Annotated in this window: 12 protein-coding genes; 9 read left to right on the forward strand and 3 right to left on the reverse strand. The window is 59.5% G+C overall.

Annotated elements, in window-relative coordinates:
- Nucleotides 1-267: 267 nt before the first annotated feature.
- The 9 genes from ABD997_RS06655 (at nucleotide 268) to ABD997_RS06695 (ending at nucleotide 13165) form a co-directional block, all read left to right on the forward strand.
- Complete coding sequence (locus ABD997_RS06655) at nucleotides 268-1623, forward strand: GH1 family beta-glucosidase (RefSeq protein WP_345316226.1); 1356 nt, start codon at nucleotides 268-270, stop codon at nucleotides 1621-1623.
- 24 nt (nucleotides 1624-1647) lie between these two features.
- Nucleotides 1648-2979: a glycoside-pentoside-hexuronide (GPH):cation symporter gene (locus ABD997_RS06660; protein ID WP_345316227.1), complete on the forward strand. Its 1332-nt coding sequence runs from the start codon at nucleotides 1648-1650 to the stop codon at nucleotides 2977-2979.
- Nucleotides 2980-3030: 51 nt separating this feature from the next.
- Complete coding sequence (locus ABD997_RS06665; protein WP_345316228.1) at nucleotides 3031-4032, forward strand: LacI family DNA-binding transcriptional regulator; 1002 nt, start codon at nucleotides 3031-3033, stop codon at nucleotides 4030-4032.
- Nucleotides 4033-4336: 304 nt separating this feature from the next.
- Nucleotides 4337-7333: a TonB-dependent receptor gene (locus tag ABD997_RS06670; RefSeq protein WP_345316229.1), complete on the forward strand. Its 2997-nt coding sequence runs from the start codon at nucleotides 4337-4339 to the stop codon at nucleotides 7331-7333.
- 201 nt (nucleotides 7334-7534) lie between these two features.
- A complete protein-coding gene (locus tag ABD997_RS06675; protein ID WP_345316230.1) occupies nucleotides 7535-9100 on the forward strand; it encodes a tryptophan halogenase family protein in 1566 nt (521 codons plus the stop codon).
- A 34-nt stretch (nucleotides 9101-9134) separates the two neighbouring features.
- Entirely contained in the window at nucleotides 9135-9872 is a 738-nt protein-coding gene (locus ABD997_RS06680) for a SapC family protein (RefSeq protein WP_345316231.1), read from the forward strand.
- On the forward strand, nucleotides 9872-10885 hold the full coding sequence (locus ABD997_RS06685) for a cupin-like domain-containing protein (RefSeq protein ID WP_345316245.1): 1014 nt from the start codon (nucleotides 9872-9874) through the stop codon (nucleotides 10883-10885). The genes ABD997_RS06680 and ABD997_RS06685 overlap by 1 nt, the downstream gene beginning before the upstream one ends.
- Before the next feature lie 36 nt (nucleotides 10886-10921).
- Complete coding sequence (locus ABD997_RS06690) at nucleotides 10922-12412, forward strand: tryptophan halogenase family protein (protein WP_345316232.1); 1491 nt, start codon at nucleotides 10922-10924, stop codon at nucleotides 12410-12412.
- A gap of 18 nt (nucleotides 12413-12430) precedes the next feature.
- On the forward strand, nucleotides 12431-13165 hold the full coding sequence (locus ABD997_RS06695; RefSeq protein WP_345316246.1) for a DUF6445 family protein: 735 nt from the start codon (nucleotides 12431-12433) through the stop codon (nucleotides 13163-13165).
- Nucleotides 13166-13228: 63 nt separating this feature from the next.
- On the opposite strand, the gene ABD997_RS06700 is transcribed toward ABD997_RS06695, so the two are convergent.
- Genes ABD997_RS06700 through metN form a run of 3 tightly spaced genes read right to left on the reverse strand, consistent with a single transcriptional unit; the run spans nucleotide 13229 to nucleotide 15732 of the window.
- Nucleotides 13229-14020: a MetQ/NlpA family lipoprotein gene (locus ABD997_RS06700; protein WP_345316233.1), complete on the reverse strand. Its 792-nt coding sequence runs from the start codon at nucleotides 14018-14020 to the stop codon at nucleotides 13229-13231.
- 34 nt (nucleotides 14021-14054) lie between these two features.
- Nucleotides 14055-14708 carry a methionine ABC transporter permease gene (locus ABD997_RS06705; protein WP_345316234.1) on the reverse strand — a complete coding sequence of 218 codons (654 nt, stop codon included), beginning with the start codon at nucleotides 14706-14708 and terminating at the stop codon, nucleotides 14055-14057.
- Entirely contained in the window at nucleotides 14698-15732 is a 1035-nt protein-coding gene (gene metN, locus ABD997_RS06710; protein ID WP_345316235.1) for a methionine ABC transporter ATP-binding protein MetN, read from the reverse strand. The genes ABD997_RS06705 and metN overlap by 11 nt, the downstream gene beginning before the upstream one ends.
- Between the last annotated feature and the right edge of the window lie 735 nt (nucleotides 15733-16467).

Raw genomic sequence — 16467 nt, forward strand, 5'->3', positions numbered from 1 at the left:
TAAACAGGAGGAAACAACATGGACGCCATCCATTGTTGACCTTGCTACGCACAGTCACTAATCTCATGTAAGCGCTTACATTGTTTCCGCAATGTTGCTTTTGTGTCAACGCCAACCGTGTAATCGGACAAAGAACCGAAGTTTCATCGGCGCACCGGGAAGCCGGCGGCGTAAAGCCGCCTCCATGAGCTGAGGTGTTATGGCGTGTCGAATCAATGCCAATGACGGTGAGCCCGAAGGGGCACCGTGAACAAAAATGAGAAAAGAATGACCAGCCATCCTGCGAAACTGACCCTTCCCGGCCACTCCCGACTGCGTCAGTCAGAGTTTCTTTACGGTGTAGCGACCGCCTCTTTCCAGATCGAGGGGGCGGCGGACCGTCGCCAGCCCTCTATCTGGGACACTTTTTGCGCCACCGAGGGGAAGATCCGGGATGGCTCAGACGGGCAGGTCGCCTGCGATCACGTGCAGCGCTGGCAGGAGGACGTTGAGCTGATCCAATACCTTGGGGTCGATGCCTACCGCCTCTCCGTTTCCTGGGGGAGGTTGATGAATTCAGACGGGTCTCTTAACGAAGAGGGGGCAGAGTTCTATCTCTCGTTGCTCGACGAGTTGAATCGTCTCGGGATCAAGGTCTTTGTCACCCTCTACCACTGGGACCTGCCCCAGGCACTGGAAGATGAGGGAGGGTGGCTGAATCGGGAAACCGCCTACCGGTTCCGTGATTACGCGGATCTGGCCAGCCGGTTGTTCGGGGATCGCGTCTACGCCTATGCCACCCTGAACGAACCGTTCTGCAGCGCCTACCTCGGCTACGAGGTGGGGATCCATGCCCCGGGTCTGGCCAAGCCCGCGTTCGGTCGCCAGGCCGCGCACCATCTTTTGTTGGCCCATGGCCTGGCGATGGCAGTGCTCAAGCGCAACTGTCCGCAGGCGCTTTGCGGCATCGTACTCAACTTCACCCCCTGCTATCCGCACAGCGACAGCGACGCGGATCGGGCCGCGGCCCGATACGCCGATGAGTATTTCAATCAGTGGTTCATCAAGCCACTGTTTGATGGTCGTTACCCGGAGATCATTGCGTCACTGGATGAGGCCGACCGCCCGGTGATGGAACCGGGCGATGCCGAGATCCTGACCCACCCGATGGACTATATCGGCATCAATTTTTATACCCGTGAGGTGTACGAGGCGGATCCCCATCACCCCTTCCGGACGGTGACGCTGCCGGATGTGGAGCGCACGGACATGGGCTGGGAGGTGTATCCCCAAGCCCTGACCGATCTTCTGGTGAGCCTAAACCGCACCTACCCGCTGCCGCCTATCTACATCACCGAGAATGGCATCGCCGTAGCGGACCAGTTACAGCCAAACGGGGTCCAAGATGTTGACCGGATCCGGTATTATCAGGCACACCTTGAGGCGGTGGATGCCGCCATCGAGCAGGGTGTCGATGTCCGTGGCTATTTCGCCTGGAGTCTGATGGATAACTTCGAGTGGGCGGAGGGCTATCTCAAGCGCTTTGGCCTTGTCTACGTCGACTATGGAAGCCAGCAGCGCACCATTAAGGCAAGTGGTCACGCCTATCGAGACTTCATCCGCAGCCGCAGTGAGCGCAGCTAGGAAAGATAAAGTAGGGAAACACAGATGGTTGGGATCAGGGAAAAGATCGCCTATGGCTTGGGCGACACCGCGAGCAACATTGTCTTTCAGACCGTGATGCTGTTTTTGACCTTTTTTTACACGGACATCTTCGGGATCTCCCCCGCCTTCGTGGGCACCATGTTCCTGGTGGTACGGGTCATCGATGCGATCACCGACCCCCTGATGGGATGGATCACGGATCGCACCCAGACCCGCTGGGGCAAGTTTCGCCCCTACCTGCTCTGGTGCGCCCTGCCGTTTGGTGCCATCAGCGTTTTGGCCTTCACCACGCCGGATCTCTCCGAGCAGGGTAAGATGGCCTACGCCTTCCTGACCTACATGCTGCTGATGCTGGCCTACACCGCCATCAATATCCCCTACTGTGCACTGGGGGCGGTACTGACGGAGGATCCCAAGGAGCGGGTATCGGTGCAAACCTACCGTTTCGTCTGTGCCATGCTCGGCGGGCTGCTGGTGTCCAGCCTGACTCTGCCCCTGGTGGATTACTTCGGTCAGGGGGATCAGGCCAAGGGGTATCAGTTGACGATGCTGGCCATGAGTATCCTGGGGGTCGGGCTGTTTCTGCTCTGTTTTCGTGGCACCCGTGAGCGGCTTCACCCACCGAAGACCCAGCAACAGCAGGGGGTGAAAACCCTGTTCGCGTCCCTGTGGCGCAATGACCAGTGGCGTGTCCTCTGCCTGGCGGCGCTGTTCCTGCTGACCGGCAATGTGCTCAAGAACACCCTGGCGATCTACTACGTGAAATACTACCTCGGTGCCCCTCAGAGCATCACCCTCTTCATCACCCTGGGGATGGTGGCGAACATTATCGGTTGTCTCTGTGCCCAGCCCCTGGCAAAGCGGGTCTGCAAGGTCAAGGCCTATATCTGGCTTCAGCTGGCGGCGGCGGTCGTGTGTGCGGCGGCTTACTGGATAGGACCGGACCAGCCCCTGTTGGCTTTTGGCGCCTACATGCTCTGGTGCGGCCTGTTCAACATGGCAACCCCCCTGCTTTGGGCCAAGATGGCGGATACGGTTGATTACGGCCAATACAAGACCGGGGTGCGCGTCACCGGGTTGGTCTACTCCTCGGTCATCTTCTTTATCAAGCTGGGCCTGGCGGTGGGGGGCGCGACGGCAGGTTGGCTGCTGGCGGGCTACGGTTACCAGGCGGACACCACACAAACCGATACCGCCCTTCACGGGATCCTCATCTCCTTCACCCTCTACCCGGCGATCGGGTCACTGCTGGTGGCCGGCGTGATGCGCTGGTATACCCTGGACAACCGCACGGTGGAGAAAATGGAGTTAAAGCTCAATGGCCTGGCGCAATAGCGCAAGGTAAACTGCGGATAATTCTCATTTTTAACGGAGTGTAAAGCGGATATGGCGACCATCTACGATGTTTCGGTCATGGCCGGCGTATCCCTCGCCACGGTCTCAAGAGTCGTCAACAACAACGCGCGGGTCAGCGATAAGACCCGGCGTAAAGTCCTCGCGGCGATGGAGGCGCTGGATTATCGCCCCAACGCCATCGCCCGCTCCCTGGCATCCAATCGTTCCGACAGTGTTGGTGTGCTGGTTTCCCAACTGGAGGGCCCTTTCTACGGCCCCATGATGGCGGAGATCGAGAACGTGCTTCGTGGTGCCGGTAAGCACGTGATTATCGCTGCCGGGCATGGGGACGAGGAGCAGGAGAAGGAGGGGGTGCAGTTTCTGCTGAACCGGGGCTGTGATGCGCTCATCCTGGATGTGGAAGCGGTGCCCGACGCCTACCTCGTCGAGCTTTGCCAGGGCCAGACCCCCATCGTGCTGATCAACCGTTATGTTACCGGCATTGACGATCGCTGCATCTACCTGGATAACGAACGGGGAGGGTACCTGTCGACACGACATATCCTCTCCCTCGGGCATCAAAAAACCGCTTACCTTTCCGGCCCGCTCTACAAGCTGGATGTTCAGCAGCGCATTAAGGGACACCAGCGTGCCCTGGAGGAGGCGGGATTGCCTTTCGATCCCGAGCTGTTTTTCGAGGGGGACTTTCACGAGGGCAGTGGTCGGGCGGGGATGGAGTATTTTCTCCGCTTAGGTCGGGCGTTTTCCGCCCTAATCTGCGCCAACGACAGCATGGCTTCCGGGGCTATTGCCGCTGCCCTGGAAGCGGGACTGAGGGTGCCAGAGGATCTCTCTGTAATGGGCTACGATAACGTGCCGTTTCCCGCCTACATCTCGCCGAAGCTCTCCACCATCAGTAACCCCATCGACAAGATGGGCAAGATGGCAGCACTCTGGGTGCTACAGCATGTTTATGAAAAAACGGGTACGAGTGTCACCGGTAAGTTCATGCCCGAGCTGATTGTCCGGGACTCCGCCCAAGCCCGTGATTGAGTTGACGGGCTGTCGCGCTGAAAACGTAACGCGGTTGTTACGACACTCACCTTTCTACCCTCAGGACGATTACCCCTACTAACTCTATCCATGTAAATCATATGGTTAGATCTGGTATCACAAAATTGCTCAAATGTTAACGCAACGTTGACATGGGAGTTCAAGTCACCTATCTTGCAAAAATGTAAGCGCTTTCATTTTGGCTTTGGTGAGCCGACGAGTGACGAGTGCTAGCAAGACATCGTTTAAAACCAATGTAAAAACAAAACGTTGTACCTAGATATTGACTCGAAAGGGGAAAGGGATGAGTTCGATAACGTTTAAAAGGACAAAGCTGGCCACCAGTTTGTCGCTGGCCCTGGGCGCAGCCACGGTCATACCGGCCCATGCAGCCGAAGAGGGCGGCGCTAATGATGAAAAGGTGGAGGTGATCGAGGTTCGTGGGATCCGCTCCAGCCTGCTCAAGGCGATGGATATGAAAGCGGGTGCCGATGGCGTCGTTGACGTGATCAACGCCGAGGATATCGGTAAGTTCCCGGACAGTAACCTGGCGGAATCGATGCAGCGGATCACCGGTGTCTCCATCGACCGGGTCAATGGTGAGGGCAGCCGTGTTACCGTGCGGGGCTTTGGCCCGGACTACAACCTGGTGATGCTGAACAATCGCCAGATGCCGGTGACCACAGGATCGCGCTCCTTCGATTTCGCCAACATCGCCTCAGAGGCGGTGAGTGCCGTTATCGTCGAGAAGACCAGCCAGGCGAAAAACTCCACCGGCGGGATCGGCTCGACCATCAATATCCTGACCCACCGTCCCCTCAACTCGCCGGGCCTGAAAGCGACCTTTGGTGTCAAAGGGGTGGAAGATGAGTCCAGCCTCGACAACGACATCACGCCGGAGCTGTCCGCCCTCTACTCCCAAACCTTTGCCGATGACAAGGTGGGTGTACTGGTTTCCGCCAGCTACCAGGAGCGGGAGAGCGGCAGTCAGCAGGCCCAGGTGGGCACCGGATGGCGCAGTTTCCCCGGCGTAGTTGACCAGGACTGGAGTGGCTCCAACGCCGAATGGGGCGGGGTGCCGAAGGACGATAACCAGATAAACCGCCCGGGTGACGAGGATGTCTACAGCGTTCCTCAGACCACCATCTACCGTTTCGAAGAGCAGCAGCGCAAGCGGACCAATGGCCAGTTGGTGCTTCAGTACGAGCCCATTGACAGCTTCCGCGCCACCGTGGATTACACCTACGTGCGCAACGACGTGGATACCCAGTTCAACGATGTCTCCGCGTGGTTTACCTTCGTTCCCAGTGAAAACACCTGGAGCGATGGCCCGGTCTCCTCACCCCTGATCTACTCCGAGGTCTATCCCGATGGTGGCGCGGACCTTTCCATGGGCGCCGGCGACTATGCCACCCGTGATGAGAGTGGCTCCCTGGGCATTAACCTCAGTTGGGAAGTGAACGATCGACTGAGGCTGCGTCTGGATTACCACAACTCCTTCGCCGAGGAGACGCCGAACAGCCAGTGGGGCAGCAGCAACACGCTGAGCACCGCCGCCTTTATCCGTAACAGCGCCGCCACCGACTTCACCGGAGAGATCCCGGTGCTGGCGGTCGGCACCGATAACCCGCTGGACCCCACCGACATGCGGGTGACCGGATCGGTGTTCAGCTTCAATAAGAACCGCTCCGAGATTGAGCAGACCCAGTTGTTCGGGGAGTTCGTGTTTGATAACGGCGGCAGCATTGACTTCGGTCTGGCGATGAACGACGTGGACAACCGTACCCAGTCCTCCAACGTTCAGCGTAACGACTGGGGCGGTGTGGGCGGCCCGGGGGACCTGGATCCCGCCTGGTTCCCGGAAGGCACGGTGATCGATCAGTTTGATGGGTCGAAAGGGGATTTCTCCCAGTACGAGGGCAGCGCCGATACCACGCCGCTGAACACCATCTACTTCTGGGACTTCGCCGCGGTGCGTAACTACGCGGCCGAAAACTACGGCTCCAGCGTGGTGGGCGATTGCGGCAACGGTTTCTGCCCCACCACCAATTTTGACACCGACCGCTACACCCTGGAGGAGTCCTTCTCCGCGTACTTCCAGTACAACTACGAAGGGGAGGTGGGCAATCGGCCCTACGATGTTCACATCGGATTGCGTTACGAAGATACCGATGTCACCTCTACCGCCAAGGTCGTGGACTATGACTCCGCCACCTGGATCGCCGAAACCGAAATCGTCCTCAACGAATCGGGCAGCAAGTTTGAAACCGGGAAGGGGAGCTACGATTATTGGCTGCCGAACTTTAATTTCAACATTGAAGCGGTGGACGACGTCTACCTGCGTGCCGCCTACAGCCAAACCATTGGTCGACCGGATTACGTCTCCATCCAGGGCGGTACTGTGCTGGGTAGCCTGGCCAACCGCGGTGGCGGCAGTGGCGGTGGTGGTAACCCGGGGCTGCTGCCTCTGGAGTCCGATAACTACGATCTCTCCGCCGAGTGGTACTACGACGAGGCCAGCTATCTCTCCGTGGGCTACTTCCGCAAGGACGTGACCAACTTCATCGATAACACGCCGTTTACGGAAACTGTCGCGCCCATCACCAACCCGGCCTTTGGCTTGTTGGTACAGGAGGCGATCGCCGCCGGTGCGTCTACCGCGCCTGAGCAGCGTGACTGGATCCTGGCCAACTACGGCCCGGACTCAGCGAACCCCAGCCCGCTGGTGACGGTGAACCCGGCCAACGGCAACGTCGAGATCCTCGGTGGTCCGGATGATCCTTTGATGGATTTCCTCATCAACCGGCCGGTTAACACCAGCAACGAGATCGGCTTCGACGGTTGGGAGTTTGCGATCCAGCACCTGTTCTGGGACACCGGCTTCGGGTTGCAGGCCAACTACACCCTGGTGGATGCTGGTGAGGATTACGACAACGCCAACCTCGGCCGTGAAGGGGATGCGCCCCAGGAGGTGATCATCGGGATCAGCGACACCGCGAACCTGGTCGCCTTCTATGAGAACTACGGTGTTCAGGCGCGTATCGCCTACAACTGGCGGGACGAGTTCCTCAGCTCTACCGGTCAGGGTACCGGCGGTAACCCTCAGTATACCGAGGAGTACTATCAGGTGGATTTCAGCGTCAGCTACGACATCCCGATGGCCAAAGGGCTGACGGTGTTCCTGGAGGGGCTGAACATCACCGATGAGAAGCAGCGGATTCACGGGCGTGCCTGGAACCAGGTGCTTAACTACACCCAGCTCGGTGCACGTTACAGCCTGGGTGCCCGCTATACCTTCTAATAGCGGGTGAGTCGGGACATTTGGAAAGGAGGCAGCACAGGGTGTTGCCTCCTTTTTTATGGCCATTAAGGTGAAAGCGATTGGCCTCAACTGACCCCTGTAGTAAGGTGATTTTTCAAAATGTAAGCGGTTTCTTTTTCCGTTGGGAGGGGACCGTGAACGGTGATGCAGGGCAGGGTCGGCACCAAGGAGTGGGGTGTGATGACAACCAGTATGGATGACAAGGTCGAACGTATCGTGATCGTCGGGGGTGGTGCCGCAGGATGGCTCACCGCGGGTTTGATCGCCGCTCACCACAACGTGGATGAGGGACAGCGGGCGGCGCGACCTAAGTTGCGTATCACCCTGATTGAGTCCCCCGATGTGGCCACCATCGGCGTCGGGGAGGGCACCTGGCCCTCCATGCGCCGGACCCTGGAAACCCTGGGGATCAGCGAGGCACAGTTTCTGCTGCGTTGCGATGCCAGTTTTAAGCAGGGTTCACTGTTTCGCAACTGGCGCAGCGAGTCTCACTCCGATGATGCTTACATTCACCCCTTTACCCTGCCGGCGGGCCAGCCGGAGTTTGATATTGCCCAGCACTGGCTGCCCTACCGGGAGCAGGTCAGTTTTGCGGATGCGGTCTGCGCACAAGGCCGCATGGCCGCGTTGGGCTTGGCCCCGAAGACGCAGGGCACCCCCGAGTATCGGTTTCATGTTAACTACGGATACCACCTGGATGCGGGTAAGTTTGGTGAGCTTCTTAAAGCTCACTGCACCGAGCATCTGGGGGTCGAGTACCTCTGTGACCATGTGGAGGGCGTTCAGCCCGATAATTTGGGCGGGATCGCCGCGGTGCACACCCGTAACCAGGGCGTCGTCAGTGGGGATCTCTTTGTCGACTGCAGTGGGATCCGCGCCCTGCTGATTGGTGAGCACCTCAAGGTGCCTTTTATCGACCAGCGGCCGGTGCTGTTCAATGACCGGGCCCTGGCGGTGCAACTGCCCTATGACCATGCGGATACCCCCATCGCCTCCTGTACCCTATCCACCGCCCACGCATCGGGCTGGATCTGGGATATCGGCCTGCCCACACGAAGGGGGGTCGGGGTGGTCTACTCCTCCGCCCACAGTGGTTCGGCCCAGGCCCACGAGCAGTTGCGAGGTTACCTGGGCCGCGATGATCTTGAGGTCCGTGAGATTGGCTTCGATCCCGGTTACCGGGCGCGCTGTTGGGAGGAAAACTGTGTCGCCATCGGCATGGCAGCGGGGTTCATTGAGCCCCTGGAGGCATCAGCCCTGGCGCTGATCGAGGCCACCGCCACCCTGGTGGCGGAGCAGCTTCCCCCAACACGGGGCACCATGGCCACCGTGGCGCAGCGGGTCAACCGTCGCCACCAGCAGCATTGGCAGCAGATCATCGAGTTTCTCAAGCTGCACTACGTCGTCAGCCAGAGGGAGTTGTCGGATTACTGGCGGGATCACCGTGACCCTCGGACCCTCCCCGAACGCCTTGATGAACTGCTGGCGTTGTGGCGGTACCAGCCGCCGGGGGAGGCGGACATTGAATACAAGCGCCCGCTGTTTCCCGCTGCCAGTTACCAGTACGTGTTGTATGGCATGGGCTTCGACACCCAAATGGCCACTCAGCTCAAACCATCACAGAAACGATGGGCCTTGACGCTGTTTGACGAGAACCGACAACGGACTCAGACGCTGGCGCGTACTTTGCCTACCAACCGCAGCCTGCTGACGCAGGTGCGCGGTGGCGGCTTTCACAAGATTTGAATCATTACCCATAAGAGCAACGAGGGAGAGGGAGATGGGCAACCACGTATTGCTAAACAGCATTGAGCATAAGGACCTGCGGGTCATCACCCGGCCAGGTGCCGATTTGGGGGATAACCTCTGGTTTACACCGACCTTCCCCCAGGAGTTTCGCGCCATCCAGGCCCATTACCCCATCTTTTTCTACAAGGACCCGGTGAGTGGACAGTTTCACCCGGTGGCCCTGTTCGGTTTCCGACGGGATGACAACCTGTTCCTGACCGAGCAGGGGTGGACCAGCTCCTACATCCCCCTGACGCTGCGTCGGCAGCCCTTCCTCATCGGCCAGCAAACGGTGCAGGAGGACGGCATGTCAGTGCACCAAAGGGTGGTTCATATCGACCTGGATCATCCCCGGGTCAGCCAAACTGAGGGCGAGCCGCTGTTTCAACCCTATGGTGGTAACACTCCTTTCCTTGACGAGGTGGCCGAGATGCTGGAGGTGATCCACGAGGGACTGGCTGACAGTGAAACCTTCATCGAAAGCCTGCTGGCCCAGGAGCTGCTGGAGCCCATGACGCTGGAGGTAGGCCTGGATAACGGGGATCGCCACCAGATGATCGGCTTTTATGCCATCAATGAGTCGCGCCTGGCGGAGTTGCCGGCAACGGCGCTGGAAGCGCTGCACCAACGTGGCCACCTGCAGGCGATCTACATGGCCCTGGCCTCCCAGTCCCGTGTTCGGGAGATGATGGCCGTGGTCAACGCCCGCCAAACTGAGAGCGCCGCGTGATGTCAGCCCACACCCCAGTGCCCTCGGTGACCCTGGGCTCAATGGCGGAACTCGAGCCCCTGATCCAGGGGCGGGAGACCCCGCTGGTGATCCGCGGGCTGTGCCGGGACTGGCCTCTGGTCAAGGCGGGACTGGGCTCCGATGATGTGGCGGCGCAGGCCCTGCTGGAGGGTTACCGAGGCGACCCGGTCATCGCCTACTACCTGCCGCCGGAGCAAAAAGGGCGGGTGTTTTACAACGAGGCGATGGACGGCTTTAACTACCAGGCCGGCAAGTTGCCCCTTGGCAAGGTGCTCCAGACCCTGTTCGAGCAGCAGGGTAAGCCGGAGGCGGCGGGCGTCTATGTAGGCTCCACCGACCTGGATCACTACTTCCCCGGTTTGTCGGCCCAACACCGACTGCCCCTGCAGCGGGTGCGGCCCATGGCCCACCTCTGGCTGGGAAACCAGGTTCGGATTGCCGCGCATTTCGATTTCCCCCATAACCTGGCCTGTAACCTGGTGGGGCGGCGTACCTTTACCCTGTTTCCACCGGAGCAGGTGGGGAATCTCTATATCGGGCCGATGGAGTTGGCGCCAGGGGGACAACCGATCAGCCTGGTGGATATGGACGCCCCGGATCTGGCGCGCTTTCCCAAGTTTGCACAGGCCCAGGCGGCAGCACTTACCGCAGAGCTGGCGCCGGGGGATGTGCTCTACCTGCCCAGCATGTGGTGGCACCATGTGCGCAGCGAGACGCAGTTCAATGTCCTGCTGACCCACTGGTGGCGCGATACCCCCGCTTACCTGGGGCGCCCCAACAATGCGCTGCTGCACGGGATCTTGGCGCTGCGCTCCCTGCCCAAGGCTCAGCGGATGGCCTGGAAAGCACTGTTTGAACACTATGTGTTTGATCACGACGAGGGTGACCTTGCTCACCTGCCGGAAGGGGCCCGGGGCATGCTGACCACCCCCCTGGATGAACTCAACGCCCGCAAACTTCGGGCGGATTTGACCAACAAACTAAAACGATAAACCGGACCGAAGCCGTCCGGTAAGGGAGATCCTGCCATGGAAGCCAAGAAGACCCGAGTTGTGATCGCCGGTGGCGGTACCGCCGGTTGGATGACCGCCGCCGCCCTGTCGAAGCTGATGGGCAAGCGGATAGACCTGGTACTGGTCGAGTCCGACCAGATCGGCACCGTCGGCGTGGGGGAGGCCACCATCCCGACGCTGCACATTTTCCATCGCCTGCTGGGTCTGAAGGAGCCGGAGGTGATGGCGGCCACCAACGCGACCTTCAAACTGGGGATCCAGTTTGAAAACTGGCGCGATAAGGAGCAGGACTATTTGCACTCCTTCGGCTTTCTGGGCAAGGATTGCTGGGCCTGCGGCTTTCAGCACTTCTGGCTGAAGGGCAAGCAGAAAGGCATGGTTTCCGACATTGGCGACTACTGCACTGAGCACCTGGCGGGTCGGGCCGGCCGATTTGCGGTACTTCCCAACCAGGATCTCAACCACGCATACCATATGGATGCCACCCTCTACGCCGGTTTCCTGCGCCGTTTTGCCGAGGGCTTCGGTGCCCGCCGTATCGAGGGGAAGATCCTCGAGGTGGAGCAGGCCAGTGACAGCGGCCATATCCAGGCCCTGAAGCTGGATAACGGGGAGCGCATCGAGGGCGATCTCTTTATTGACTGTACCGGGTTCCGTGCTTTGTTGATCGAGCAGACGCTCAACACCGGTTACGACGACTGGAGCCACTGGTTGCCCTGTGACCGCGCCATTGCGGTTCAGACCACCTCCGTTGGGGCGCCGCCCCCCTATACCCGCTCCATCGCCCACGCTGCCGGTTGGCAGTGGCGGATCCCGCTGCAAAACCGCACCGGCAACGGCATCGTTTACTGCAGTAAGTACTGGAGCGAGGAGGAGGCGAAGCGGGTTCTGACAGAGAACATCGAGGGGGAGATGTTGACGCAGCCCCGGGTGATCGAGTTCCGTACCGGCACGCGCCGTCAGCACTGGAACAAAAACTGTGTGGCCATCGGCCTTTCCAGCGGCTTCCTTGAGCCGTTGGAGTCCACCAGCATCCACCTTATTCAGCGCAGCATCGTGCGTTTGCTCCAACTCTTCCCTCGGGAGGGGCTGGTAGCTGCGGACATCGAGGAGTTCAACACCCAGACCCTGGAGGAGATGGAGAACATCCGCGACTTTATCGTGCTGCACTATAAGGTGACCGAACGCAGTGACAGCCCCTTCTGGAACCATTGCCGTACCATGGCGGTGCCCGCTTCCCTGGCCCATCGCATCGAGATGTTCTCCGAGGCGGCCAAGGTTTACAAGCATGGCAATGAGCTGTTTGGGGAGAGCTCCTGGATCCAGGTAATGATGGGGCAGGGGATCCTGCCCAAGAGCTACCACCCCATCGTGGACATGATGGAGGAGAGTGAGCTGGAAGGATTCCTTGGGAACATCAAGGGTCAGGTAACTCGTAAGGTGGAGGCGTTCCCCCCGCACCTGGACTTTATCCGCCACTACTGCCAATCCCGCACTGAGGTGTAGGGGGCGGTGGTGGACGTCATGGATCCCAAGCGGCGCGTAGTGGCCCTCAGCCACCGATGGCAGCCCGAACTGCATCATGTGGGTGAAGAGCGAACACCGGTGCTGGTGGTGGACGAGGCGGCGGAGTCGGTGGCTCCCCTGCAGCGCGTTGCCGTTGAACAGGGGGGCTTTCAGGCCGCGGAAGGGGCGTTCTATCCGGGCGTTCGTGCACCGCTTCCCCCCTCCTATGTCATCGATATTGTCACCCGCGCGGTGCCACTTATCCGGCGTCATTATGGTGTGCCCGACGAGCTGGTGCTGCAGCCCAGGGGGTTCAGTTTCTCGCTGGTCAGCACCCCCGCGGAGAGTTTGGTGCCGCTCCAGCGGTTGCCCCATTTCGATACCCCGGAGCCCTACTACTTCGCGCTGCTTCACTACCTCAATCCGGGGCCGCACGGGGCAACGGCACTGTTTCGCCATCGCGCCACCGGTTTTGAGCGGATCTCGCCACAACGGGCCGAAGCGTACTTCGCGGCGGCGCAACCGGCGATGGATCGCCTGATGAGCGGACCGGGCGCCTACCTGGTGGAGAGTAACCAGGATTACCACTGCTACCACCGCATCGGTTACCGCCAGAACCGTCTGGCAATCTACCCCGGCAATCTGCTCCACTCCATCCAGGTCGACGAGAAGAGTGACATCGATGCTAACCCCGCCACGGGTCGGCTGACCGCCAACATCTTCATCAGCTTCGGCCCGCGTCGAAAGCGCTGAGACAGGATCCAATGAGACAGGATCAAAAAAGGAGGCCGCAGCCTCCTTTTTGTCGTTAACGGCTTACCAGCCTTTGACGATATTGCCGTTGAAGAGCTTCAGCGCCTCCTCGTACACGGCGTCCGATTGGTACGCTTCGATGAACTGGGCGATGCGGGGGTCATCCTGGTTGCTGTTACGCGCCACGATGAGGTTGACGTAAGGGCTCTCCTTATCTTCCACGAACAGGCCGTGCTCCTCGAGGGTCAGCCCTGCCTGGCCAGCGAAGGTGTTGTTGATCACGGCGAAGCTGACATCCTGCAGTGCTCGGGGCAACTGTGCCGCCTCAAGCTCCAGGATCTGCAGCGCCTTGGGGTTCTCGACGATGTCTCGGGGAGTGGCTTCGATGCCGATGCCCGGTTTCAGGCTCAGCAGGCCCTGCTGCTCCAGCAACATCAGGGAGCGGCCCAGGTTAGTGGGGTCGTTGGGCAGTGCCACCTTGGCGCCCTGGGGCAACGCTTCTAGGCTCTTGATGCTCTGGGAATAGGCGGCGATGGGATAGACGAAGGTGTTGGCGACCGCCACCAGGCCATAGCCCCGTGCCTTAACCTGGCCCTCTAGGTAGGGTCGGTGCTGGAAAGCGTTTATGTCGATGCTGCCATCGTTCAGCGCTGCGTTCGGGGTGACGTAATCGGTGAAGGGAACGATGGTCACGTCCAGATCAAATTGTGCTTTGGCCAGTTTGGCGGCGACTTCGGCCACCTGGGCTTCCGGTCCTGCCATGGCGCCCAGCTTCAGTGTGGCGTCGTCGTTGCTTCCGCAGGCGGTGAGGGCCAATGCGGCGGCCCCGGCGATCAGTAAACGAAATGGGTTCATTCTTAGTCTCTCTTTGTTGTTCTGGGTTATCGAGTTATCTGTGGTCGATGCGGCGCACCAGGGCATCACCGGCAGTTTGCAGGATCTGCACCAGCAGCAGCAGGATGACGATGGTCGCGAGCATGACATCCAGTTCAAAGCGGTAGTACCCGTAGCGAATGCCGACATCCCCGAGCCCACCGCCGCCCACGGCACCGGCCATGGCGGAGTAACTGACCAGGGTCACCAGGGTGATAGTAACGCTGTTGATGATCCCGGGAAGCGCCTCGGGCAGCAGCACCTTCTGGATGATCTGTGCTGGGCTGGCCCCCATCGCCTGGGCGGCTTCAACCAGGCCTGCGGGTACCTCCATCAGGGCACTTTCAATGAGTCGGGCGATAAAGGGGATCGCCCCGATGGTCAGCGGAACCACCGCCGCCAGGGTGCCGATGCTGGTTCCGACCACCAGGCGGGTAAAGGGGATGATCGCCACAAGAAGGATAATGAAAGGGACTGACCGCCCGGCATTGACCACGGTTCCCAGTACCCGATTTAGCATGGGGTGGGAGAGTAGCTGCCCCCGCTTGGTCAGGTGCAGGATCACGCCCAGTGGGATCCCGGCGAGGGCGGCGATAAATCCGGAGAGGAATACCATCTGTAAAGTCTGCAGGGTGGCACCCCAAAGGAGCGGGATCAGATCACTGGACATAGCCGAGAACCTCCACGTCGATGTTGTGTTGCGTCAGGTAGTGAGTGGTCCGTTCAACGGCGTCTTCCGCCCCCATTAACTCGGCCAGCATCAGGCCAAACTTGGTCCCGCCCACATACTCCATCTGGGCACTCAAGATGCTGATGTCGATCCCAAACTGTTTGGCGGCCTGGGTGATCACCGGGGCGTCCACACTGTCACCGTGGAAACTGAGCCGAATCAGCGGAACCCGTCCCTCACCGGGCTGATCGCTCAGTGCCGCCTGGTAGCTTTCCGGGATCGACAGGTGGAGGGTGGAGCGGATGAAGCGGCGGGCGAGCTCCGTCTTCGCACCGGCAAAGAAAGGCCCCACTTCACCCTGTTCGATAAGTCGGCCCTGATCGATGATGGCAACCCGGTCGCAGATCTGTTTAACCACTTCCATCTCGTGGGTGATGAGCAGGATGGTCAAACCCAGACGCTGATTGATCTCCTTGAGCAGCGCCAGGATTGATTTAGTGGTTTCCGGGTCCAGGGCGGAGGTGGCCTCGTCACAGAGGAGCACCTTGGGTTCGTTCGCCAGCGCACGGGCGATGGCAACGCGCTGCTTCTGTCCACCGCTGAGATTGGCGGGGTAGCTGTTTGCCTTATCTTCCAGCCCGACCAGCGCCAGCAGATCCGTGACCCGGGATTGGATGCGAGCCCGGTCTGTCCCGGCCAGTTCCAGGGAGAGGGCGATATTGTCAAACACGGTCCTGGAGTTAAGCAGGTTAAAGTGCTGAAAGATCATGGCGATCTGCCGACGTTGCTGGCGCAACTGACGCTCATCCAGCGCGGTTAGGTCAATGCCATCGATAGAGACTGAGCCCCCATCGGGATGCTCCAGCAGGTTGACGCAGCGGATCAGGGTACTTTTGCCGGCACCGGAGCTGCCGATGATGCCAAAGATACTCCCGGCGGGAACATCAAGGTCGGTGGGGTGAAGTGCGGGGATCCTTCGCTTACCCTGGAAGAAGGTCTTGTGAATGGCTTTAAGGGAGATCATCTAAAAACGGCTGCCTTATGATTATCTTTATTGGCTGAGGGGCAGTGTATGAAGAGTAATCGACACCCGTCAATGGACATTCAGACATTTAGCCATCCAAACGGTCTGTTTGGCCGTTTTTTGTCCGTCTTAAGCGTTGCGGTATGCTCAAGGGTAAAACAGCGGCGGGGTACGAGCTTGGGAAGCGGGTTAAGGATAAGTGCCATGAATAAGTGCGCCGCTATAAGCATCAGTCGCGGTTCGGCAGTTTCCGTAATAAAGGTAACAAAGGTGCTTTGCGGTGCGTTATGTCGACCATTGGGAAGATTCATATATCAACCCAAAAACATAATCTGGTGAAAGAGCATCCCGCTATTGATGTAAAAGCCAGCGCCAAAAGGGGATCTGTATGATAATTGTGCAATCAAAGGCGGTGGGACAAATTTAGGGTTGCGGCCGGGAAACTTCGCCCTATAATGCGCTCCCTGTCGACGGGGCACAGCGAGCCACTCTTTGAGAGGCTAAGCGGCGTCACCAAAGGGGTTTCGGCCCGGCTGGTTAAAACCTAGACGGTCGAACGGAAAGTTGAAAAACGGCCTTGACGACCACGGAGAACAGCGTAATATACGCCTCCTGCTTCGGCAACGAAGTCAAGCCCAAGCGGGCTGCTCTTTAACAATTTGTCAGACAATCTGTGTGGGCACTCACGCAGGATTGAGAAATCATCATTTTCTCGATGCTACTGAGTGACTGCAC

The organism is Ferrimonas gelatinilytica, assembly GCF_039544205.1.
GTDB lineage: Bacteria > Pseudomonadota > Gammaproteobacteria > Enterobacterales > Shewanellaceae > Ferrimonas > Ferrimonas gelatinilytica.